We start from the raw sequence: 22,079 nt of genomic DNA, 5'->3' as shown, positions 1-22,079 counted from the left end.
TGCGGACCGTGATCGCGATCGTCGCGCTGGCGCTCGGCGGGTTCGCGATCGGCACGACCGAGTTCGTGACGATGGGCGTCCTGCCCGACATCGCCGACGGCGTGGGTGTCGACATCCCCTCGGCCGGCCACGTCATCTCCGCCTACGCGGTCGGGGTCGTGATCGGTGCCCCGGTGATCGCGGCGCTGAGCGCCCGCCTCCCCCGTCGCGCCCTGCTCGTCGGGCTCATGGGCGCGTTGCTGGTCGGCAACGTGCTCACCGCCCTGGCGCCGGGGTACCGCACCCTGCTGGTGGCCCGCCTCCTGGCCGGGCTCCCGCACGGCGCCTACTTCGGCGTCGCCTCCCTCGTCGCCGCCTCCCTGGTCGCGCCGCGGCTCCGGGGGCGGGCGGTCAGCTCGGTCATGCTGGGCCTCTCCGTCGCCCTGGTCGCCGGCGTCCCGGCCGCGACCTGGCTGGGGCAGACGGTCGGCTGGCGCTCGGCGTACTGGCTCGTCGTGGTCCTGGCGGCCGCGACCATCGCGGCCGTGCTCGCCGTCGTCCCGTCCACGCCGGGGCGCCCCGAGGCCACCGTCCGCGGCGAGCTGGGCGCGCTGCGCCGGCCGCAGGTCCTGCTGACGCTCGTGATCGGCATCGTCGGCTTCGGTGGCATGTTCGCGCTCTACAGCTACATCGCCCCGCTGGTCACCGACGTCGCGGAGCTCTCCCGCGGGACCCTGCCCGTCGTCCTCTTCGTCTACGGGATCGGCGGGGTGGTCGGTACGGCGCTCGCCGGGCGGCTCGGCGACTGGGCGCTGTTCCCCTCGGTGGCCGGGTCCCTGGTGACGCTGATGGTCGTGCTCGCCGGCACCGCGCTGGTGGCCCCGTGGGCACCCGGGCTGCTGGTCGGCGTCCTCCTGGTGTCCATCAGCGGCTCGACGCTGGCGATCCTGCTGCAGCTGCGGTTGATGGAGACCGCCGGGGAGGCGCAGATGCTGGGGGCCGCGCTGAACCACTCGGCGCTCAACCTGGCCAACGCCCTCGGGGCGTGGGTCGGCGGCCTGGTGATCGCCGCGGGCCTGGGCTACCGCGCACCGAGCGCCGTCGGCGCCGGTCTCGCGGCCGCCGGGCTGGTGCCGCTGGTGGTCTCCGCCGTGCTCCGGCGCCGCGACCGGCGCCCGGCCGCCCCGGCCGCGGTCGGCGAACGCCTGCCCGTCGGCTGAGCTGCAACCACGCTGCAACGTTGCGGTCGGCCGCTCGGACGGCCCCGCACCCCGGCTTTCCGCCGGATTCCGGGGTCCCGGGAGCGGCTCCGGGTCACTGAGCCTGGCCTAAGTCGCGATCGGCGATGCAGACTCCGCCGTGCACCCCGGGACGTGACCGGGGCCACACCTGTGAGCGGAGGATCGGTGACCCAGATTTCTGTGCGGGTCGACGGGGCGTCCTACAGCGACGACGTCGAGCCACGGACACTCCTCGTGCACTACCTGCGTGAACAGCTCGGCAAGGTCGGCACGGTCGTCGGCTGCGACACGAGCAACTGCGGCGCCTGCACGGTGCACCTCGACGGCGAGGCCGTGAAGAGCTGCACCGTCTTCGCCGTCCAGGCCGACGGCAGCGAGGTGACCACGATCGAGGGCATCTCGCAGAACGGCACGCTGCACCCGATGCAGAAGGCCTTCCACGAGATGCACGGCCTGCAGTGCGGGTTCTGCACCCCCGGGATGATCATGGCCTCGATCGACCTCGTGAACGACAACCCCGACCCGAGCGAGGACGAGGTCCGCGAGGGGATCGAGGGCAACCTCTGCCGCTGCACCGGCTACCAGAACATCGTCCGCGCCGTGCAGCAGGCCGCCGGGGAGATGCACGGCCGGGCGGCGTCGGGGACCAGCCACGAATCGCCGGCCGTCGTCGACACCGCGGCCGCCCCGCACGTGGCGGTGCAGTCGTGACCCTCGTCGAGGAGCCGACCACCGCCGACGCCGTCCCCGAGAAGGAGATCGGCAAGGCGCGTCGCCGCAAGGAGGACGCCCGGCTGATCACCGGCCGCACCACGTGGACCGACAACATGGTCCTGCCCGGGATGCTGCACATGGCCTTCGTGCGCAGCCCCGTGGCCCACGGCAAGATCACCCAGATCGACGTGAGCGCCGCCCAGCAGGCGCCCGGCGTCATCGCCGTCTTCACCGGGCGTGACGTCGCCGACGAGCAGGGCTCGCTGCCCTGCGCCTGGCCGGTCACCCCCGACATGGTCAACCCGGGGCACCCGTCGATCGCCGTCGACGAGGTGAACCACGTCGGCGAGGCCGTGGCGGTCATCGTGGCGCGCAGCAAGGTCGCCGCGCAGGACGCCGTCGAGCTGGTCGACGTCGACTACGACGTGCTGCCCGTCGTCCTCGACATGGAGGAGGCGGTCAAGGCCGACGCGCACCTCTGCCACGACCACACGTCGTCCAACACCAGCTACCACTTCGTCTTCGACGCCGGCGACGCCGGCACCGGGGCCGACACCGAGCAGGCGTTCGCCGACGCCGAGGTCGTGGTCAGCCGGCGGTTCGTGCAGCAGCGGCTCATCCCCGCCTTCATGGAGCCGCGCTCGGTCGTCGTCCAGCCGCAGGGCGACAACTACACGCTCTGGTCCTCCACCCAGATCCCGCACATCCTGCGGGTGATGCTGGCGATGGTCACCGGCGTCCCCGAGCACAAGCTGCGGGTCATCGCCCCGGACGTCGGCGGCGGGTTCGGCGGCAAGATCACGCCCACGCCGGAGGAGGTCGTCACGCTGCTGGTGGCCCGCCGGCTCGGGAAGCCGATCAAGTGGACCGAGACGCGCAGCGAGTCGCTGATGACGGCCCACCACGGTCGCGACCAGATCCAGTACATCGACGTCGCCGCCGACCGCGAGGGCAACGTCAAGGGACTGCGGGTGCGGCTGCTGGCCGACATGGGCGCCTACCTGCGGCTGATCACGCCCGGCATCCCGGCGCTCGGCGCGTTCATGTTCCCCGGCATCTACAAGTTCCCGGCCTACCGCTTCGAGTGCGACGGCGTCTTCACCAACAAGGTGCCCACCGACGCCTACCGCGGCGCCGGGCGGCCCGAGGCCACCTTCGCGATCGAGCGGATCATGGACGAGCTCGCCGACGAGCTCGGCATGGACCCGCTCGAGGTCCGGAAGAAGAACTGGATCAACGCCGAGGAGTTCCCCTTCACCACGGTCGCGGGGCTGCAGTACGACAGCGGCGACTACGAGAAGGCCACCCAGGACGCGCTGGACCTGCTCGGTTACGACGAGCTGCGGGCCGAGCAGAAGCGCCGCCGCGAGTCGAACGACCCGCTGCAGCTGGGCATCGGCTTCTCCACCTTCACCGAGATGTGCGGGCTGGCCCCGTCCCGGGTCCTGGGCTCGCTGTCCTTCGGCGCCGGTGGCTGGGAGTCGGCGTCCATCCGGATGCTGCCGACCGGCAAGGTCGAGGTGGTGACCGGGTCCACGCCACACGGGCAGGGCCACGAGACGGCCTGGAGCCAGCTGGTCGCCGACCACCTCGGGGTGCCGTTCGAGGACGTCGAGGTGCTGCACGGCGACACTGCCATCTCCTCCAAGGGCCTGGACACCTACGGCTCCCGGTCGCTCGTCGTCGGCGGCACCGCGGTGGTGAAGGCAGCGGAGAAGGTGGTCGCCAAGGCGCGCCGGATCGCCGCGCACCTGCTGGAGGCGAGCGAGGACGACCTGGAGTTCTCCGGCGGGAAGTTCTCCGTCCGCGGCACCCCGGGCACGGGCCTGGGCATCCAGGAGATCGCCCTCGCCATCTTCGCGGCGCACGACTACCCGGAGGGCATCGAGCCCTCCATCGACGCCGAGGCGACGTTCGACCCGGAGAACTTCTCCTTTCCCCACGGCACGCACCTGTGCGCGATGGAGGTCGACACCGAGACCGGCTTCGTGAAGATCCGGAAGTACGCCTGCGTGGACGACGTCGGGACGATCGTGAACCCGCTGATCGTCGAGGGACAGGTGCACGGCGGGCTGGCCCAGGGGATCGCGCAGGCGCTGTACGAGGAGGCGGTGTACGACGCCGACGGCAACCTGACCACCGGCACCTTCGTCGACTACCTGGTGCCGGCGGCCTCGGACCTGCCGCACTTCGACACCGGCAACACCGTGCACACCGCACCCAGCAACCCGATCGGGGCCAAGGGCGTCGGCGAGGCCGGCTGCATCGCCAGCACCCCGGCCGTCGTCAACGCCGCGATCGACGCCGTCCGGCACCTGGGCGTGAGCGACATCCGCATGCCGCTGACCCCGGAACGCGTCTGGCGGGCCATCCACGAGGGCGGTGACGGCGGGGACCGCGCATCGGCCCGGACCAACGCCCAGGCCGCCGACTCCAGCGACGCTCCGAGCACGGCAGGAGGCCTGCAGTGATTCCCGCTCCGTTCGCCTACGCCCGCCCGTCCACGATCGACGAGGCGCTGCAGGCCGTCGCCTCCGGTGGGGAGGACGTGAAGATCCTCGCCGGCGGGCAGTCGCTGATCCCCGTCATGCGGCTGCGCCTGGCGGCCCCCGAGACCGTCGTCGACCTCACCCGGGTCGCCGAGCTCCGCGGTGTGCGCGAGGAGGGGGACGCGATCGTCGTCGGCGCCATGACGACGCACTCCGACGTCCTCTCCGACCCGCTGATCGCGCGGTATGCGCCGCTGATCGCCGAGGCGACCGAGACGGTGGCCGACCGCCAGGTCCGCCACCGCGGGACCTTCGGGGGCGCCCTCGCGCACGCCGACCCCGCCGGTGACCTGCCGGCGGTGGCGCTGGCGCTGGACGCCGAGTTCGTCGTCGCCGGGCTCGAGGGGCGGCGCACCGTGCCGGCCGCGGACTTCTTCGTCGACTACCTCACCACCGCGCTGCAGGAGGGGGAGCTGCTCGTCGAGATCCGGATCCCCAAGCGCGAGGGCTGGGGCATGCACTACGAGAAGTTCAACCGGGTGGCCCAGGCCTGGTCGATCGTGGCCGTCGCCGCGGCGGTGCGGATGGAGGGCGGCCGGATCGCCGAGGCGCGGATCGGGCTGACCAACATGGGCCCGACCCCGCTGCGGGCGTCCGCGGTCGAGGAGGCGCTGACCGGCGCGGAGGCCACGGGCGAGGCCATCGCCGCGGCCGCCGAGCACGCGGCCGACGGCACCACCCCGAGCAGCGACCTCAACGCGCAGGCGGACTACCGGCAACACCTGGCCCAGGTGCTGACTCGCCGCGCGGTCACGGCGGCCGCAGGGCTGTAGCTTGAGGGACCCCGTCCTCCCCACCCCTCGCACTCGGGGCGGTGCTCTGGACGGGGCCGCGCCGGTCCGTACCCGTCCGTCCCGGTCGGCCCGCCCCTCGGGGGTGGGTCGACCGGACGCACCTCCAGGAGGTCATCCGTGCAGCTGGAGAACTCGTTCACCGTGCCCGTGCCGCTCGACGAGGCCTGGCGGGTGCTCCTCGACATCGAGCGGATCGCGCCCTGCATGCCCGGTGCCGCGCTCGACAGCGTCGACGGCGATGACTTCACCGGGCGGGTCAAGGTCAAGCTGGGCCCGATCAACCTGACCTACCAGGGCAAGGCGTCGTTCGTCGAGAAGGACGAGGCCGCCCACCGCGCCGTCATCGACGCCAAGGGCAAGGACCAGCGGGGCAACGGCACGGCGGCGGCGACCATCACGGCGAAGCTGGCGGCGGAGGGCGCGATCACGCGGGTCGACGTGCTGACCGACCTCAACATCACCGGCCGGCCCGCGCAGTTCGGCCGGGGCGTCATGACCGACGTCGGGAACAAGCTGCTCGGGCAGTTCGCCGACAAGCTGGCCGCCCAGCTCGGGGAGGGCGACGCGCAGGGGGACGCCGCCCGCGCGGCCGCGAGCGCGAGCCCCGCGGCGAAGGCTGCCGCCACCGTCACCGGCGCGGTCGAGGAGATCGCCGCGTCGGCAGAGCAGGCCGCGTCGAACGGCGCAGGCGGTGGAGCGGTGAAGAAGGCGGCCGCGACCACGAAGAAGGCCGCCGCGGCGGCGACGGACAAGGTGAGCGCCTCCAGCCCCGTGGAGCCGGCCAAGAAGGCGACGCCGGCCGCCAAGGCGGCCCCCGCGAAGAAGGCGGCACCGGCGAAGAAGGCGGCGGCCAAGACCGTGCCGGTGAAGGCCGTGCCGCCGCTGGAGGAGGCCGCTCCGGCCGCCACCACCGACGCCGCTCCTGCCGTGGCGGACACCGCGCCCGCGACGGCCAAGGCCCCCAGTGCGCCGCCCGGTGGGCCCACGGCTCCGCCGAAGCGGCCGGCGACCGGCGGCCCGGTGCGCAGCGTTCCCTCGGCCGGTCCGCGGCCCGTGGCCCGTCCGCAGACGGAGCCGGAGCCGATCGACCTGCTCGAGGTGGCCGGCGGTGCCGCCATGGCCCGCTATGCCGCGTCGGCTGCCGGTGTGGCCGGCGTGCTGCTGGTCCTCACGCTGCTGGTCCGACGGCGTCGTCGCCGCCGCTGAGAACCTCCTGGTCGGGGGCCCGAACTGTCAGACCCCCTCCGTATCGTCGCTCATGTGTTCGAGGGCGGTGGGTTCGGCGTCGGGGTGACGGTCAACACCCTCGATGAGCCGTCGTGGCCGCCGTCGATCCTCCCGCCCGGGGTGATCGAACGACCCACGCGGCTAGGCGAGCTCATGCCGGTGCGCTCCCGCACCGACCGAGAGCTCGCGGCCGAGGTGCAGCGCGTCGACCAGGTGGATGCGCAGCTGACGGCCTACCGGGCGCAACTGGTCGCCGAGCTCGCCCGTCGGCGGCCGGACTCGCAGGACCGGCAGATCGGTGAGCCCGGCGCGGCGTCACCGGACGGGCTGCCCGCGCCCGGCCGGGAAGCGGCGCCCGGGGTGAGCGAGTTCTTCGCCGACGAGCTGGCGATCATCTCCCGCTGCTCCCGCACCGCCGCGACGAAACAGGCCGACCTCTCCGTGCTGCTGGTCCGCCACCTGCCCGGCACGTGGGCGGCGATGGCCGACGGTCGGCTGGACCGGCCGCGCGGCCTCGCGTTGGCCGCCGAGCTGCTGGCGCCCTCGCGGGAGGTGGAGCCGCACGTGCTGGCCGCCGTGGAGGCTGCGGTCCTGCCGGGGGCGCGGGAACTGCCCGTCCGCCGGCTGCAGGCCGCGGTGCGCGCCGAGTTGCTCCGCCACGACCCCGCCGCTGCCGACCGCCGGCGCCGGCAGGCCGCCCGCGCCGCCGACGTGGCGGTCCGCCCGATGCGCGACGGGATGGCGGAGCTGTCGGTGTTCCTGCCCCGGGAGATGGCCGACACCATCAGTCGCACCATGGACCGCTACGCGCACATGGCGAAGGCGGACGGCGACTCGCGCGGCATCGGGCAGCTGCGGGTCGGGGTGCTCTACGACCTGGTCACCCGGCCCTGGGACACCTCCCGGCCACCCGTCACGGCTCATCTGACGGTGCTCGCACCCCCCGACGCGCTCCGGGGACCGGCCTCGACGCCGACGGCGGAGCTGAACGGCGAGGCGATCACCGCCGCCCACCTGCGCGCCCTGCTCGAAGAGCTGGACGCGCTCTGCCCCGGTGGGCTGCAGGCACCCGCCGGCGGCACCCTGCACCTGGCCCTCACCCATCCCGCGACGGGCGCGCTGCGCGCCGTCGTCACCCGCGCCGAGCTGGAACGCCTGGCCCGCCGCGGCTGCCCCCAGCACCCCGACGGTCAGTGCGACTGCCCGGTCCTGGACCGGCCACCTCCGGTCGGCCGCTACCGGCACACGCCGGCACAGGAGCGGTTCGTCATGACGCGCGACCGCACGTGCCGTCAGCCCGGCTGCCGGAACTCCGCCGGCTGGGCCGACCTCGACCACATGCGCGCCCACGCCGAGGGCGGCGCCACGGCCTGCGAGAACCTCTGTTGCCTCTGCCGACGGCACCACCGCCTCAAGACCCACGCCCCTGGCTGGTCCTTCTCGATGACTTCGGACGGCGTCCTCACCGTCACCACACCCAGCGGGGTCACCCGGGTCACCCGACCACCGGGCTACGACGACCCGGCCGTCCGTGCGGCACAGCTCGAGGACGAACCGGCACCCTTCTGACGAGGCGTGCTCAGCGAGCGACGAGGTCGTCCAGCCAGGACATCGCGGCAGCGGCCACGATGTCGACGTTGCGCTTCAGCGAGTGGTCACCAGGGACGGCGTAGACCGAGGCGCCCGCCTGCCCGGTGAGCACCGCCGCCACGTCCGCCGGTCCGCCGAAGGCGTCGGTCTCGCCCTGGACGACGACCAGCGGCACCGGGACGGCGGTCAGCTCGTCCGCGCGGCTCTTCTCCGGCCGGCCGGGCGGGTGCAGCGGGAACGCCAGCGCCAGCACCCCGGCTGCGCCCTGCGCGGCCGCCGTCCGGCACGCCACCCGTGCCCCGGCGCTCCGTCCACCGAGCACCAGGGGGCCGGTGAGGACGTCGTCCGCCCGGAGCCGGTCCAGCACCGCGCTCCACCCCGCGTCGAGCGTGGGCGGCGCCGTGGCGATGCGCTTGCCGGCCACCCGCCACGGCTGCTCCACCCGCACCACCCGCCAGCCGGCCCGCGCCGCCTCGTCCGTGACCGCCACCAGGTCGACGGACTCCACGCCACCGCCGGCGCCGTGCCCGAGAACGAGCGTGCCGGTCGTTCCGCCGCCGCCGTCCGTCACGTGCGCGCGGGCCGGGCCGTGCGGGGTCTCGACACCGAGTCCGGTCACATCGAATCCGGTCACATGGAATCCGGTCACGGAGCCTGGTCGCGCTCGTCCACCGGCAGCGTGCTGCCCGCTGCCGGAGGACGGTGCAGCTTCCCGGACGCCTTGCGGTAGACGAACCAGCCAACGACGGCGACCACGGCCGCGACGACGAGGTAGTCCAGGTACTTCAGGTTGTCCCGGATGAAGTCACCGGCCGCGACGCCCAGGCCGATCAGCACGCTGTTCCAGATCAGGCTGCCCGCGGTGGTGAACAGCAGGAACTGCCCGAACGGCATGCGCACGACCCCGGCCGGAACCGAGATGAAGCTGCGCACGATCGGCACCATGCGGCCGAAGAAGACCGCCGAGCGGCCGTGCCGCTCGAACCAGGCGAAGGTCCTGTCCACGTCCTCGGTCTCCACCAGCGGCAGCCGGTCGAGGAACGCGTGCGACCGGCGCGGGCCCAGCGCCTTGCCCACGAAGTAGAAGAAGATCGCGCCGATGACGGAGCCGAGCGTCGCGAAGAGGACGACGGGGACGACGTTCATCCGGCCCTCGTTGATCAGCACCCCCGCCAGCCCGAGCACCGCCTCGCTGGGGATCGGCGGGATGACCGTCTCGGCCAGGATGCTCAGACCGACTCCGACCGCGCCCAGCCTGTCGACCAGGTCCAGCAGGAAGCCGGTGATCCCGCCCTCGTCGGATGCGGCGGCGGCGAGGAGTGACATGGCCACCACGGTATCGGCGGCTCCGCGACGTCGCCGCGCCCCTCGGGCGGCGCGGCACTAGGTTCGGGTTCCATGTCGCACCGGTTCACCGCCCGCGCCGTCGTCGTCGGGGACCGGGAGGGGACGGTCGTCCCGGATGCCGTCGTCGACGTCGACGACGGCCTGATCACCTGGGTCGGGCCGGCCGCCGACGCCCCGCCGGCCGGGGACGCCGAGCTCGTCGAGCTCCCGGGCCTGCTCATGCCGGGCATGGTCAACACCCACTCCCACGCCCCGATGGTGCTGTTCCGCGGGCAGGGCGAGGGCCTTCCGCTGGACCGGTGGCTGCAGGAGGTGATGTGGCCGCGGGAGGCCCGGCTCACCGGGGACGACGTGGAGGTGGCCATGACCGCCGCCTCCGCGGAGATGCTCCGCAACGGCGTGACCACCAGTGTCGAGATGTACTTCCATTCGGAGCGCATCGCCGCCGCCGTCGGCACCACCGGCGCCCGCGCGCTGATCCTCGCCACGCTCATCCCGATGCCGAGCCTGCCGCCGCTCCAGGAGCAGCTGGCCGACGCCCTGAGGCTGTTCGCGAGCGCGCCGGACGACGGCTCCGTGGAGTTCGGGATCGGGCCGCACGCCGCCTACACCGTCCCGCTCCCCGTACTGCGCGAGGCGGCCCAGCTCACCCGCGAGCACGGCAGGCTGCTGCACCTGCACGTGGCGGAGACCGCGACCGAGGGTGCGGAGCTGCTCGCCACGCACGGCCTGTCGGTGCCGGCCCTGCTCGCGGCCCACGACGTCCTGGGCGGCCGGGTGCTGGCCGCGCACTGCGTGCACATGGACGACGGCGACCTCGACCTCTGGGCGGAGTACGACGTCGCGGTCGCGCACTGCCCGGCCAGCAACGCCAAGCTCGCCAGCGGGATCGCGCGGCTCCGGGCGATGCTCGACCGCGGCATCCGGGTGGGCATGGGCACCGACGGCCCGGCGTCCAACGACGGCCTCGACCTGCTGGCCGACCTGCGGCTCGCCGCGTCCTTCGCCCGCCTCTCGGAGCGGTCGGCGACGGCGCTCACCGCGGCCGAGGCGGTCTGGCTGGCCACGGGAGGGGCGGCCGACGCGATCGGCCGGCCCGACCTCGGGCAGCTCACGGCCGGGCGCCGCGCGGACCTGGTGCACGTCGACACCCGCGACCTGGTCTTCGAGCCGGTCGGTGATCCGGCGGACCTGCTGGCGCACCTGGTGTGGTCCGGCGCCGGGCGGCACGTGCGCGACGTGTGGGTGGCCGGTCGCCAGGTCGTCCGGGACGCCGCCTCGACCACGGTGGACACCGAGGCGCTGCGCCTCGACGTCGCCCAGCGGGCCGCGCGTCTCGCGGCCGGCTGACCAGCCGCCGACAACTTCTTCAACCAAACGGTTGACCACGGCCGCTTGCCGTCCTAACCTCTTCCTCAACCGAAAGGTTGAATGAGGAGGACGAAGTGGTGGCAGATCCGCTCTCCCGGGTGTTCTCGGCACTGGCCGACCCCACCCGGCGGGACATCGTGGCGCGACTCGCGGTCGCCGACGCCACGGTCAACGAGCTCGCCGCGCCCTACGACGTGACCGTCCAGGCCGTCTCGAAGCACCTCAAGGTGCTCGAGGACGCCGGCCTGGTGAGCCGGAGCCGGGAGGCGCAACGCCGCCCGGTGCACCTCGAAGCGAATGTCTTCGACCTGATGACCAAGTGGATCGAGCGGTACCGGCGGCAGGCCGAGGAGCGCTACCGCCGTCTGGACGACGTCCTGGCAGCCATGCCGGACGAGCCCGTCACCTCACCCCCGGAAGGAACCCCGTCATGACCAGCACCACGAAGCACGAGACCCAGATCGTCTCCGACCCCGACGTCCCGATCGTCCGGATCATCCGGGAGTTCGACGCGCCGCCGGCGAAGGTCTACCGCGCGCACACCGATCCCGAGTTGGTCGCCCAGTGGATGGGGCCGGACAGCACGCAGACGCGGATCGACCAGTGGGACTGCCGCACCGGCGGCTCCTGGCGGTACACGGCGATCCACGAGGGCCAGGAGTACGGCTTCTACGGCTCCTTCCACGAGCTGCGGCCCGACGAGCTCATCGTGCAGACCTTCACGTTCGAGGGCATGCCCGACGGCGTCGCGCTGGAGAAGCTGGTCCTGGAGGACATCGGTGGCGGCCGCACCCGGCTGACGGCGACCTCGCTGGTCGACTCGTTCGAGGGCCGCGACGGCTTCGTCGCCAGCGGCATGGACGTCGGCGTCAACGAGGGCTACGCGAAGCTCGACGAGCTCCTCGCCCGCGGCTGATGCCCCGCGCCCCGGGCCGGCGGACCGCCGGCCCGGGGCGTCCCCCCGAATCATCGGCCCGAGAGAGGAATGCCGTCATGACCAGCACCACCCGCGAGACCCAGATCGTGTCCGACCCCGACGTGCCGCTCGTCCGGATCGCGCGCGAGTTCGACGCCCCGCCGGAGAAGGTCTACCGCGCCCACGTCGACCCGGCACTGGTCGTGCAGTGGATGGGCCCCCGCGAGATCGAGATGCGGATCGACCACTGGGACGCCCGCACCGGCGGGTCCTACCGCTACCTGGCCGTGGGCGACGGTGAGGAGTACGGCTTCCGGGGCTGCTTCCACGAGCTCCGTCCCGCCGAGCTGATCGTCCAGACGCTCACGTTCGAGGGCGACCCGGACGGCGTCGCGCTGGAGAAGTACCGCTTCGAGGACCTCGGCGGCCGCACTCGGCTGACGACCACCTCGCTGTGCGACTCCTTCGCCGACCGGGACGCCTTCGTCGCCAGCGGGATGGTCGACGGCGCGACGGCGGGCTACGAGAAGCTGGACGAGTTCCTGGCCGGCGGTGCCGGCGGGACGACGTGACCACCGGGGCTGCGGTCGCCCAGCGCACTGCGGCCGGAGGTGCCGGCAGGATCGCCGTCCTGGTGCTGCGGCTGGCCCTGGCGGCCGTGTTCGCGATGGCCGGTCTGGCGAAGCTCGCCGGCGACGCGGCGATGGTCGAGATGTTCGCCGACATCGGCGCCGGCCAGTGGCTGCGCATCTTCGTCGGCACGTGCGAGGTGCTCGGCGTGATCGGGCTCCTCGTCCCGCGGCTGGCCGGCGTCGCGGCACTCGGCCTGGTGGCGCTCATGACGGGGGCGACGTTCACCAACGTGGTCGTCCTCGAGGTCACCCCCGCGCTGACGATCGCCCTCCTCGTCGCGGCCGCCGTGGTCGCGTGGGCCCGCTGGGACGATGTCCGGGCCCTGGTCCCGTCCCGTCGTGCACAGGAGTCCCCGTGGACATGAAGCTCGAACTGGTGCCGATCCCCGTCGCCGACGTCGACCGCGCCAAGGCCTTCTACGCCGACCGGCTCGGGTTCACCCTCGACGTCGACGTGACCCCGGCGGACGGGGTGCGGGTCGTGCAGCTGACGCCCCCGGGCTCGGCCTGCTCGGTCGGTTTCGGCACCGGGGTGCCCGCGTACCAGGGCACTCCCGGATCGGTCCGTGGTCTGCACCTGGTCGTCGACGGCATCGAGCGCGCCCGGGACGACCTGATCGGGCGCGGCGTCGACGTCGGAGCGGTGCAGGACGTCGGCGGCGGCGTCCGGTACGCGGGGTTCGAGGACCCCGACGGCAACGGCTGGACGCTCCAGGAGATGGCCTGGCGCACCGGGGACGCGTTCTGACGTCGGAGCTCAGGACCGGGCGGGCGCCCGGAGCTCGTCGTCGGTCCAGAGGTACAGCGCGTCGTCGATCACGACGGTGATCCAGCCCTCGCACACGTGGGCGGTAGCCGATCCCAGATCGGGCCACCGCCCACCGCCGTCCCAGGGCATGCCGACGTCGGGCAGCTCCGTGCACGACGTGGGGAGCTCGGAGCTGGGGTCCAGGCGCATGTCGGCCCGGACGCTGCCCGAGTCGTCACCCGAGGTGTCCCCCGGCCGGACGACGGTCACGTCGTGGCCGACCGTCCGGGTCCACTGCGGCAGCAGGTCCCGGGGCGCGGCGTCCGCATCGGCGTAGTCCGACGTCTCGGTGTGGCCCCGGAACTCGGCCAGCATGGCGCCGGCGCCGTCCACCCCGGCCGGCATCGTGACCACCACGCCGGCCACCGCCGCTCCTGCCACCGCGACCAGACCCCCGCTCACGCCGAGCGCCGTCCGCCTGCTGATCATCGTTCTCCCTCTCGTCGGGCCACGGTGCGTGGCAGGACGAGCCTGGGTCAGGGCGGCGTCACCGGGCGTCGGGCCGGAAGATGATCTCCACTCGCCCCGGCGTCATCCCAGGGGCTGAGCCGCGGTAGGACGCCAAAGGCCCGTAGAGACGCCCTAGGCGCGCAGGGAGATCGTGTCGCCGCGCTGCACCGTCCGGACCGCCCCCGGCAGCTGCCGCCGGCCGACCTCGGCCACGAAGTCGCCGAGCGGGGACCGGAAGCGGTCGTAGTCGTCGTAGTGGACCGGCACGGTGACCGGCGGCTTCAGCAGCTCCACGAGGTCGGCCCCCTGCTGCGCGTCCATCGTCACCGTCAGCCCGAGCGCCTTGGTGCCGCCCAGGTGCGGGATGAGCACGTCGAGCGGTCCACACCGCTCGAGCACCTCGCCGAGGTAGGGCCGGTACAGGGTGTCGCCGCTGATGTAGCCCCGCCAGACGACATCCGCGCCGTGGATCAGCTCGAGGACGCTGCCCATCACCGCCGGCAGCACCTTCGCCAGCGGCCCCGGCCCGTGGACGCCCGGTACCGAGGTGATCCGCAGCGTGTCGGCGCCCCGGTGGAACTCGTGGGTCTGCCACGGCTGCAGGTCGGCAGTGGCGGAGAACCCGCGGTCGGCGAGGCACCTCGCCGCCTCGCGGGTGGTGACGACCGGGGTCTCCTTGGGCAGGGACTTCGTGGCGATCCGGTCCCAGTGGTCGCCGTGCATGTGCGACAGCAGGATCCCGTCGAGCTCCGGTAGCTGCGTGGGCTGCAGCGCCGGCTCGGTGAGCCGCTTGGCCCGCAGGCCGTAGCCCAGGTGCGCCCTCTGCCCGCGGTGCAGGAAGTTCGGATCGGTGAGCAGCGTGAACCCGCCGATCCGCAGCAGCATCGTGGCGGTGCCGCCGAAGGTCATCGTCACGTCGTCCGCGGGTTCGGGCATGTGTCGCGGCTACCCGTCGCGGCCGCCGGGAACACCGCCGCACCGCAGCGCAGTTGGGTGCGGCTGTGGAGATGACCGCAGAGATCGTCGCCCTGGTCATCGCCGTCGGGGTCGTCGCCGGCATGTGCGACCGGTTCGGGTGGCCGACCCCGCTGGTCCTCGTGGTCGTCGGCGCCGCGGCCTCGTTCCTCCCGCACGTGCCAGATGTCCGCCTGGACCCGGACCTGGTCCTGCACGTGCTGCTCCCGCCGCTGCTCTATGCGACGGCGGTCCGCACGTCGCTGTTCGACTTCAAGCACAACAAGACCAGCATCGTGTCCCTGTCGGTGGTGCTCGTCGTGTTCACCACCGGGGTCGTCGGGTGGGCCACCTGGCTGGTGCTGCCCGGGGTGGCCGTCGCCGCCGCGCTGGCCCTGGGCGCCGTCGTCGCGCCGCCCGATGCCGTCGCCGCGGCCGCGCTGGGCCGCCGGCTGGGCCTGCCCCGCAGGGTGGCGACCCTGCTCGAGCAGGAGAGCCTGGTCAACGACGCGGCGGCACTCATCGCCCTGACGGTCGCGGTGTCCGCATTGACGGCGTCCCCCTCCGTGCCGGAGGTCGCCGGCGACTTCGTCTGGGCGGTCGTCGGCGGCGTGCTGATCGGCGGGGTGGTCGCGGCGGTGCTGGCCGTGCTGCGGGCACGCGTCAAGGACCCGGTGCTCGACACCCTAATCTCCTTCGTCGCCCCGTACCTGGCCTTCCTCCCGGCCGAGGAGGTGCACGCCTCCGGCGTCCTGGCCACCGTCGTCACCGGCCTGGCCCTGGCCCACCTCTCGCCGCGCGTGCAGACGGCGTCGGCGCGGGTCACCGAGGCGATCACCTGGCGCACGGTCGCCTTCGTGCTGGAGAACGCCGTCTTTCTGGTGATCGGCCTGCAGCTGCCCGGGCTGCTCGACGATGCCGCCGACAGCGATCTGGGCACCGGCCGCATCGTCGCCGTCTGCGTGACCGTGCTCGTGGCCACGGTGGTCGCCCGGGCCGTCTTCATCTTCGGGCTGGCCGGCATCCTGGCGTCGGGCACGCCCCGGATGCGGCGCCAGGCGTGGAGCCCGAGGGTCGCCGGCCTCGTGTCCTGGGCCGGCATGCGCGGGGTGGTCACCCTGGCGGCGGCCCAGCTGCTGCCCGAGGACCTGCCCGACCGGGAGGTGCTGCTGCTCGCCGCCTTCACCGTCGTCGTCGGGAGCCTGCTGATCCAGGGCTCGACGCTGCCGTGGCTGGTCCGCCGGGCGGGCCTGCCGGCCCCGGACCCGGCCGAAGACGCGCTGCGCGCCGCCGAGCTCGGGGACGCCGCGAGCGCGGCCGGACTGCGCCGGCTCGACGAGGTGGCCACGGGCTCCGAGCCCGAGGGCGTCGTCGAGCGGTTGCGCGACCGCTCGATGGCTCGCTCGCACGCCGCCTGGGAGCGTCTCGGCCGACCGCTCGCCGACCAGGAGACGCCGTCGAACACCTACGCGCGGCTGCGCATGGAGATGCTCGCCGCTGAACGCGAGGTGGTCATCCGCGCCCGCGACGACGGCACCGCGCCCGGCGACGTCCTCTCCGCCGCCCTGGCCGCGATCGACGTCGAGGAATCGCTGCTCGACCGCACCGAGGAGCTCGAGTCCCTGGCGCGCGACCGGGCGCTGGCGCCCCGTCCCCGCGAGACCCACTGCCCTCACCTGCGCTCCGCGCCGGTGGGGGATGCCCAGCCCGCCTCGGCCTGCGAGGACTGCCTCGTCGAGGGCACGACGTGGGTCCACCTGCGCCGATGCCTGTCCTGCGGGCACGTGGGGTGCTGCGACTCGTCGCCGAGGCGGCACTCCCGGGCGCACTTCGGCTCGGCCGGGCACCCGGTCGTCGTCAGTGCCGAGCCGGGTGAGGCGTGGCGGTGGTGCTGGCTCGACGAGGAACTCGGCTGACGGCTGCTGGTAGGAAGGGGCGCGTGCCAGTCCGCGCGATCGACGAGACCTTCCTCGCCCTGCCGCTGTCCGCGCTCACCGACGCCGCGCTGACCCGCGCCGTCGACCTCGGCTGCGAGCACGCCGACATCCGGGTCGAGCGGATCCGCACGCAGACGATCAGCCTGCGCGACGCCCGTCCCGAGGCATCCGTCGACGGCGAGGACCTCGGGTTGTCGGTCCGCGTCGTGCACGAGGGCACGTGGGGCTTCGCCGCGGGCGTCGTCCTCACGGCGGCCGAGGCGGTCCGGCTCGCCGAGGAGGCCGTCACCGTCGCGAAGGTGTCCGCCGCCATCAACACCGACCGCGTCGAGCTCGCGCCCGAACCGGTGTACCCGGACGCCGTCTTCGTCTCCGCGTACGACGTCGACCCCTTCGACGTGCCCGACGCGGACAAGGCGGGCCTGCTCACCGAGCTCTCCGAGCAGCTGCTGGCAGCCGACGGCGTCGAGCACGTGCAGAGCCGGTGCATGCACGTGAAGGAGCAGAAGTACTACGCCGACACGGCCGGCACCCGCACCCGCCAGCAGCGCATCCGCATCTCGCCGGAGTTCACCGCCCTCACCGTCGACCGGGCCACCGGCTCCTTCGAGAGCATGCGGACGCTCGCCCCGCCGGTGGGCCGCGGCTGGGAGTACCTGACCGGGACCGGCTGGGACTGGCGCGCCGAGCTGGCCGAGATCCCCGAGCTGCTGCGCGAGAAGACCAAGGCGCCGTCGGTCACGGCCGGCCGGCACGACCTCGTCGTCGACCCGTCCAACCTGTGGCTGACCATCCACGAGTCCATCGGCCACGCCACCGAGTTGGATCGGGCGCTCGGCTACGAGGCCGCCTACGCCGGGACGTCGTTCGCCACCGTCGACAAGCTCGGGACGCTGCAGTACGGCTCGCCGCTGCTGAACGTGACGGGGGACCGGACGGCGCTGCACGGCCTCTCCACCGTCGGCTGGGACGACGAGGGAGTCGCCGGCCAGCAGTGGGACATCGTGAGGGACGGCGTCCTCGTCGGGTACCAGATCGACCGCAACATGGCCCGGCTGCGCGGTCTGGACCGCTCCAACGGCTGCGCGTTCGCCGACTCGCCCGGCCACGTGCCGGTCCAGCGGATGGCGAACGTGTCCCTGCGACCCGACCCGGCGGGCCCCTCCACCGAGGACCTGATCGCCGGGGTGGAGCACGGCATCTACGTCGTCGGCGACAAGAGCTGGTCGATCGACATGCAGCGCTACAACTTCCAGTTCACCGGCCAGCGGTTCTACCGGATCGAGGGTGGCCGGCTGGCCGGGCAGGTGCGCGACGTCGCCTACCAGGCGACGACCACCGACTTCTGGGGCGCCATGACGGTCGTCGGCGGCCCGGACACCTACGTGCTCGGCGGCGCGATGAACTGCGGCAAGGCCCAGCCCGGCCAGGTCGCCCCGGTCAGCCACGGCTGCCCCTCGGCGCTCTTCGAGGGCGTGAACATCCTCAACACCGTGCAGGAGGGCGGGCGATGAGCGGACAGCGGTGTGAGCATCGCAGGGAGCGCCAGCGACCGAGGAGCGGAGCGCTGCGCGGTAGCGAACGGGTGAACAGATGAGCCGGGTGAGCCCGCAGGAGCTGGTCGAGAAGTGCCTCGCGGCCTCGACCGCCGACGACCAGATCACCTTCGTCGTCGAGAGCTCCGAGGCCAACCTGCGCTGGGCGGCCAACAGCCTGACGACGAACGGGTCGATGCGCTCCCGCCAGGTCGTCGTCATCTCCTTCGTCGACGGTGGCGCCGGCATGGCGGCCGGCACGGTGACCCGCACCGGGACGCCGGACGTCGCCGAGCTGGTCGCAGCGAGCGAGCAGGCCGCACGTGACGCCGGGCCCGCCGAGGACGTCGTCCCGCTGATCAGCGACGTCCCGACAGGGAACGGCGACTGGGACGCCCCCGCCGCCGAGACCTCGATCGAGGTGTTCGCCGACTTCGCCCCCGACCTCGGCCAGGCGTTCGGCGAGGCCCGCGACCGCGACGAGCTGCTCTACGGGTTCGCCGAGCACGGGATGAGCACCACCTACCTCGGCAGCTCGACCGGCCTGCGGTTGCGGCACGACCAGCCCGGCGGCCGGGTGGAGCTGAACGGCAAGAGCCCCGACTTCGGCCGCTCGGTCTGGGCGGGGGTCGGCACGCGGGACTTCCGCGACGTCTCGGTGGCCGACCTGGCCGCGGACGTCGCGAAGAAGATGGGTTGGTCGAGGCGCCGCGTCGAGCTGCCGGCCGGCCGCTACGAGACGCTGCTGCCGCCGTCGGCGGTCAGCGACCTGATGATCTACCTGTACTGGACGATGGAGGCGCGCGATGCCGACGAGGGCCGCAACGTCTTCGCCCGGACCGGCGGCGGCAACCGGGTGGGGGAGCGGCTGGCCGCGCTCCCGCTGACCCTGCGCAGCGACCCGCACGCCCCCGGCCTGGAGACGGCCCCCTTCCAGGTGGTCGGCGCGTCGTCCGGGTCGGCGTCCGTGTTCGACAACGGGATGGCGACCCCTGCCGTGGACTGGATCCGGGACGGGACGCTGGCGAACCTGATCCGCCCCCGCGCGTGGGCGCTGCGGACCACGGCGCCGGCGACGGCGGCCGTGGGCAACCTGATCCTGGAGGACCCGGCGGCGTCGGCGTCCACCGAGGAGATGCTCGCCGGCACGGAACGCGGCCTGTTCCTCACCACCCTCTGGTACATCCGCGAGGTGGACCCGCAGACCCTGCTGCTCACCGGGCTCACCCGGGACGGCGTCTTCCTCGTGGAGGGCGGCGAGGTGACGGGGGCGGTCAACAACTTCCGGTTCAACGAATCGCCGGTCGATCTCCTCGGGCGGGTGGTCCAGGCGGGCCGCACCGAGCGGACGCTGCCCCGGGAGTGGAACGACTGGTTCACCCGCTGCGCGATGCCCGCGCTGCGCGTGCCGGACTTCAACATGAGCAGTGTGAGCCCCGCGAGCTGACTCCTGTCACACGCGTCGCACGGCGCGAGTCGGCACGGCCACTTGTGCACAACTGTTGCGCGCAACCGTCAGTGACAAATGCCGGGGACGGCCCGTGCTGTCGCGATTACGCTCGGTATCGGAAGAGCGGCACTGCTCGACCGAGAAGTGGACGCATTCGCGTACGGGGTTTCAGGTCTGTGGAATTCCTGCCGATTACTTGTCCAGTTCGTCCGCACCGCACCGCACCGGGCCCGGACTTCCACCGGGACTGTCGAAGGGGAGGACTCCGTGAGCAGGAGTCGCAAGCCGTCCGTCTTCCAGGTGGGCAAGATCCGCGATGACGGCCGTACGGTCGTGATCTCCGGGTGGGGCCTCGGGCTGTGCGCCCAGGGCTGCGCCTGCCATCGTCATCCCGCCGCCGGGCACCTCGCCATCGCCGAGGACCAGGCCGGCGGCCGCCTCGGCCTCGCCACCTACGACGAGACCTGCGACTGCTGCGAGGCATGGACCGCCGACGAGCTCGCCGCGATCCTGCGCGACCTCGACACGGTGGCCTCCCTGCAGGTCGCGCAGGAACCTCTCGCCGGCTAGTTCGTCCGCCCGCCTCTCGACGGCGGGCGCTGATGTGCGCCCGGGGCGCATTCCGCACGACGCGGAATGCACCCTGGGCGCACATTTCTGCTTTCCGGCCACCGCAGGGTGACCGTTGTGGCGAATGGTCGCGCCGGGACGGGTGGGATCAGTGGGACGGCTGGGATGTGGTGGGACGGCAGGGAATGTGGCCTCGTCGGTCATCAGCGCGCCGTGCAGCACTTGTCGACACCGGATCCCTACCGTCCGTCGTGACGCGCTCGGAATGGTGCCCCTTCCCCGGGCCCGGCGCTAGCTGACGGAGGCGGACGGTGCAGTCCACGCGCACGACGACCCGGCGCCCTTCTCGCGCCGCCATGTCACTCGGCAGGTCCCTCGGCGCCGTCCTCGGTGCCGCGCTGGTCGCGGTGTCGACCGGGCTGCTGGCCCCCTCGACCGCCGCGGCCGACCCCACGACCGCGACCGAGGCGCAGACCCTCATGCGCGAGACCGCCCAGCAGCTGACCGTCATCGACGAGCAACTGCACGAGGCGGAGCTCGTCGTCGCCGCCCAGCAGCAGGCCGCTGCCGACGCCGCCGCGCAGGCCACCGCCGCCCAGGCGGCCCTCGACGTCTACGCGCCCCGGATCGCGGCGATCGCGCAGAGCAGCTTCACCGGCAAGACCCAGTCGCGGGTGGCCGCCTTCCTCACCAGCGAGTCCGCCGCCGAGCTCGTCCAGCAGATGACGACGCTGGACATGATCGCCACGCACACCAACGACCTCGTCGCGGAGGTGGAGATCGCGCAGTCGGCCGCGGAGCAGGCGCAGGCCGCCGCCGACCAGGCCGCCGCCGCCGCCCAGGCGAGCCGCGACCAGCTCCAGGCCCAGAAGGCCGAGGCGCAGGCGAAGGCCGACCGGTACCAGGCCGACTTCGCCCGTCTGTCGGCCGCCGAGCAGGCCGCGGTCACCACGGCCGTGGCCGGTCGCGCGATCCAGGCCCCCCGGGACCTGCCGATGCCCCCCGGCGCCGCGGGAGACGCGATCACGGCGGCTCTCGAGCAGGTCGGTGACCGCTACCTCTACGGCGCGACCGGCCCGGACGCCTTCGACTGCTCCGGCCTCACCATGTACGCCTATGCCGCGGCGGGCATCTCCCTGCCGCACTCCAGCCGCGCGCAGTCGCAGTTGGGCACTCAGGTCTCGCGCGGTGAGCTGCAGGCGGGCGACCTGGTCTTCTTCTACTCGCCGATCAGCCACGTGGGCCTCTACATCGGCAACGGGATGATGGTGCACGCCCGCACGTACGGCTCGCCGGTCGCCGTCACCAGCGTCGACCAGAGCGGCTTCAGGTTCGGCGTCCGGCTCGGCTGAACCTCTGGACGGGGCCTCAGGGCACGCCGTCCTCGCGCAGCTTCTGCACCAGGGCCGTGATCCGCTTCGCGCGGGTGACCGGCGTGGCCGCCGTGTGCACGCGGTGGAGGACGGAGTACCGGTTCTGGCCGTCCAGCGCGTCGTACGCGGCCCGGGCCGCGGGCTCGGCGTCCAGTGCCGCGGCCAGGTCGTCCGGCATCGTGATGGTGGCCGGCCCGGCGTAGGCCCGTTCCCAGCGCCCGTCGGCCTGGGCGGCCTCCACCGCCGCGAGCCCGGCCGGCCGCATCCGGCCCTCGGCGATCAGCCGCTCCACGGTCGCCACGTTCTTCTGCGACCACACGCTCTTCGCGCGCCGCGGGGTGATGCGCTGCAGGTACCAGGAGTCGTCGAGCCGGTTCGCCCGGCCGTCGATCCAGCCGAAGCAGAGCAGCACCTCGACCATCTGCTCCCAGTTCACCGACGGGACGCCCGTGGCCTTCTTGGCGATCTTCACGTACAGCCCGGGGGCGGTGAGGTGCTCGGCCTCCAGCCAGGCCTCGAGGGCGGCCTGGTCGGCGAAGGCGAGCACCGGGAAGTCGGTCGGCAGCGTCACGGGCACATCCTGCCTGCGGCCACTGACGGTTCGGCCGGTTTCGGCGCTCACCTGCGCGGCTAACGCCGTCC

Annotated in this window: 22 protein-coding genes; 17 read left to right on the top strand and 5 right to left on the bottom strand. The window is 73.2% G+C overall.

Annotated elements, in window-relative coordinates:
* Positions 1-8: 8 nt before the first annotated feature.
* The 6 genes from CRP30_RS05135 to CRP30_RS05110 all read left to right on the top strand — a co-directional run bounded on the left by CRP30_RS05135 (position 9) and on the right by CRP30_RS05110 (position 8,073).
* Complete coding sequence (locus CRP30_RS05135; protein ID WP_235003173.1) at positions 9-1,199, top strand: MFS transporter; 1,191 nt, start codon at positions 9-11, stop codon at positions 1,197-1,199.
* Positions 1,200-1,385: 186 nt separating this feature from the next.
* Complete coding sequence (locus CRP30_RS05130) at positions 1,386-1,931, top strand: (2Fe-2S)-binding protein (protein ID WP_097182800.1); 546 nt, start codon at positions 1,386-1,388, stop codon at positions 1,929-1,931.
* Complete coding sequence (locus CRP30_RS05125) at positions 1,928-4,405, top strand: xanthine dehydrogenase family protein molybdopterin-binding subunit (protein WP_097182799.1); 2,478 nt, start codon at positions 1,928-1,930, stop codon at positions 4,403-4,405. Before CRP30_RS05130 ends, CRP30_RS05125 begins: the two co-directional genes overlap by 4 nt.
* Positions 4,402-5,256: an FAD binding domain-containing protein gene (locus tag CRP30_RS05120; RefSeq protein WP_097182798.1), complete on the top strand. Its 855-nt coding sequence runs from the start codon at positions 4,402-4,404 to the stop codon at positions 5,254-5,256. The genes CRP30_RS05125 and CRP30_RS05120 overlap by 4 nt, the downstream gene beginning before the upstream one ends.
* A 138-nt stretch (positions 5,257-5,394) precedes the next feature.
* The gene (locus CRP30_RS05115) at positions 5,395-6,483 is read left to right on the top strand and encodes an SRPBCC family protein (RefSeq protein ID WP_097182797.1); all 1,089 of its coding nucleotides are present in this window, start codon (positions 5,395-5,397) and stop codon (positions 6,481-6,483) included.
* Positions 6,484-6,537: 54 nt separating this feature from the next.
* Positions 6,538-8,073, top strand: a complete 1,536-nt coding sequence (locus CRP30_RS05110; RefSeq protein ID WP_097182796.1) for an HNH endonuclease signature motif containing protein — start codon at positions 6,538-6,540, stop codon at positions 8,071-8,073.
* Between the two features lie 10 nt (positions 8,074-8,083).
* On the opposite strand, the gene CRP30_RS05105 is transcribed toward CRP30_RS05110, so the two are convergent.
* Positions 8,084-8,728: an alpha/beta hydrolase family protein gene (locus CRP30_RS05105; RefSeq protein WP_235003172.1), complete on the bottom strand. Its 645-nt coding sequence runs from the start codon at positions 8,726-8,728 to the stop codon at positions 8,084-8,086.
* A gap of 11 nt (positions 8,729-8,739) precedes the next feature.
* A complete protein-coding gene (locus tag CRP30_RS05100) occupies positions 8,740-9,420 on the bottom strand; it encodes a DedA family protein (RefSeq protein WP_097183151.1) in 681 nt (226 codons plus the stop codon).
* 72 nt (positions 9,421-9,492) lie between these two features.
* Here CRP30_RS05100 and CRP30_RS05095 point away from each other — a divergent pair, with 72 nt between their 5' ends.
* From CRP30_RS05095 to CRP30_RS05070, 6 genes are all read left to right on the top strand, one after another.
* Positions 9,493-10,791: an amidohydrolase family protein gene (locus CRP30_RS05095; protein ID WP_097182795.1), complete on the top strand. Its 1,299-nt coding sequence runs from the start codon at positions 9,493-9,495 to the stop codon at positions 10,789-10,791.
* A gap of 98 nt (positions 10,792-10,889) precedes the next feature.
* Entirely contained in the window at positions 10,890-11,246 is a 357-nt protein-coding gene (locus tag CRP30_RS05090; RefSeq protein ID WP_097183150.1) for an ArsR/SmtB family transcription factor, read from the top strand.
* Positions 11,243-11,728, top strand: a complete 486-nt coding sequence (locus tag CRP30_RS05085) for an SRPBCC family protein (protein ID WP_097182794.1) — start codon at positions 11,243-11,245, stop codon at positions 11,726-11,728. Before CRP30_RS05090 ends, CRP30_RS05085 begins: the two co-directional genes overlap by 4 nt.
* 77 nt (positions 11,729-11,805) lie before the next feature.
* Positions 11,806-12,300: an SRPBCC family protein gene (locus CRP30_RS05080; protein WP_097182793.1), complete on the top strand. Its 495-nt coding sequence runs from the start codon at positions 11,806-11,808 to the stop codon at positions 12,298-12,300.
* On the top strand, positions 12,297-12,725 hold the full coding sequence (locus tag CRP30_RS05075; RefSeq protein ID WP_200814546.1) for a DoxX family protein: 429 nt from the start codon (positions 12,297-12,299) through the stop codon (positions 12,723-12,725). Before CRP30_RS05080 ends, CRP30_RS05075 begins: the two co-directional genes overlap by 4 nt.
* A complete protein-coding gene (locus CRP30_RS05070; RefSeq protein ID WP_235003223.1) occupies positions 12,722-13,108 on the top strand; it encodes a VOC family protein in 387 nt (128 codons plus the stop codon). The genes CRP30_RS05075 and CRP30_RS05070 overlap by 4 nt, the downstream gene beginning before the upstream one ends.
* A 9-nt stretch (positions 13,109-13,117) precedes the next feature.
* Here CRP30_RS05070 and CRP30_RS05065 read toward each other — a convergent pair whose 3' ends face one another.
* A complete protein-coding gene (locus CRP30_RS05065) occupies positions 13,118-13,597 on the bottom strand; it encodes a hypothetical protein (RefSeq protein WP_097182791.1) in 480 nt (159 codons plus the stop codon).
* A 153-nt stretch (positions 13,598-13,750) separates the two neighbouring features.
* Positions 13,751-14,554, bottom strand: coding sequence for an MBL fold metallo-hydrolase (locus CRP30_RS05060; protein WP_097182790.1), 804 nt, complete (start codon positions 14,552-14,554; stop codon positions 13,751-13,753).
* Positions 14,555-14,625: 71 nt separating this feature from the next.
* On the opposite strand from CRP30_RS05060, the gene CRP30_RS05055 reads away from it, so the two are divergent.
* From CRP30_RS05055 to CRP30_RS05035, 5 genes are all read left to right on the top strand, one after another.
* On the top strand, positions 14,626-16,488 hold the full coding sequence (locus CRP30_RS05055; protein ID WP_235003171.1) for a cation:proton antiporter domain-containing protein: 1,863 nt from the start codon (positions 14,626-14,628) through the stop codon (positions 16,486-16,488).
* Positions 16,489-16,511: 23 nt separating this feature from the next.
* Entirely contained in the window at positions 16,512-18,023 is a 1,512-nt protein-coding gene (locus CRP30_RS05050; RefSeq protein WP_097182788.1) for a TldD/PmbA family protein, read from the top strand.
* A gap of 79 nt (positions 18,024-18,102) precedes the next feature.
* Positions 18,103-19,491, top strand: coding sequence for a metallopeptidase TldD-related protein (locus CRP30_RS05045; RefSeq protein ID WP_097182787.1), 1,389 nt, complete (start codon positions 18,103-18,105; stop codon positions 19,489-19,491).
* A gap of 270 nt (positions 19,492-19,761) precedes the next feature.
* Positions 19,762-20,064 (top strand): hypothetical protein, encoded by a 303-nt coding sequence (locus CRP30_RS05040; RefSeq protein WP_097182786.1) that lies wholly within the window; start codon positions 19,762-19,764, stop codon positions 20,062-20,064.
* 356 nt (positions 20,065-20,420) lie between these two features.
* Positions 20,421-21,416, top strand: a complete 996-nt coding sequence (locus CRP30_RS05035) for a C40 family peptidase (RefSeq protein WP_097182785.1) — start codon at positions 20,421-20,423, stop codon at positions 21,414-21,416.
* Between the two features lie 16 nt (positions 21,417-21,432).
* On the opposite strand, the gene CRP30_RS05030 is transcribed toward CRP30_RS05035, so the two are convergent.
* Positions 21,433-22,008: a YdeI/OmpD-associated family protein gene (locus tag CRP30_RS05030; RefSeq protein ID WP_097182784.1), complete on the bottom strand. Its 576-nt coding sequence runs from the start codon at positions 22,006-22,008 to the stop codon at positions 21,433-21,435.
* Positions 22,009-22,079 lie beyond the last annotated feature (71 nt).

This window comes from Blastococcus haudaquaticus, assembly GCF_900230285.1.
Lineage (GTDB): Bacteria > Actinomycetota > Actinomycetes > Mycobacteriales > Geodermatophilaceae > Blastococcus_B > Blastococcus_B haudaquaticus.
This window is presented reverse-complemented; position numbering and strand designations above follow the sequence as displayed.

Excerpts from the sequence above, each read along its gene's own strand:
- CRP30_RS05085 (WP_097182794.1), top strand. The coding sequence starts at position 11,243 with ATGACCAGCACCACGAAGCACGAGACCCAGATCGTCTCCGACCCCGAC.
- CRP30_RS05080 (WP_097182793.1), top strand. The coding sequence starts at position 11,806 with ATGACCAGCACCACCCGCGAGACCCAGATCGTGTCCGACCCCGACGTG.
- CRP30_RS05060 (WP_097182790.1), bottom strand. The coding sequence starts at position 14,554 with ATGCCCGAACCCGCGGACGACGTGACGATGACCTTCGGCGGCACCGCC.
- CRP30_RS05100 (WP_097183151.1), bottom strand. The coding sequence starts at position 9,420 with ATGTCACTCCTCGCCGCCGCCGCATCCGACGAGGGCGGGATCACCGGC.
- CRP30_RS05045 (WP_097182787.1), top strand. The coding sequence starts at position 18,103 with ATGAGCCGGGTGAGCCCGCAGGAGCTGGTCGAGAAGTGCCTCGCGGCC.
- CRP30_RS05055 (WP_235003171.1), top strand. The coding sequence starts at position 14,626 with ATGACCGCAGAGATCGTCGCCCTGGTCATCGCCGTCGGGGTCGTCGCC.
- CRP30_RS05035 (WP_097182785.1), top strand. The coding sequence starts at position 20,421 with ATGTCACTCGGCAGGTCCCTCGGCGCCGTCCTCGGTGCCGCGCTGGTC.
- CRP30_RS05095 (WP_097182795.1), top strand. The coding sequence starts at position 9,493 with ATGTCGCACCGGTTCACCGCCCGCGCCGTCGTCGTCGGGGACCGGGAG.
- CRP30_RS05070 (WP_235003223.1), top strand. The coding sequence starts at position 12,722 with ATGAAGCTCGAACTGGTGCCGATCCCCGTCGCCGACGTCGACCGCGCC.
- CRP30_RS05065 (WP_097182791.1), bottom strand. The coding sequence starts at position 13,597 with ATGATCAGCAGGCGGACGGCGCTCGGCGTGAGCGGGGGTCTGGTCGCG.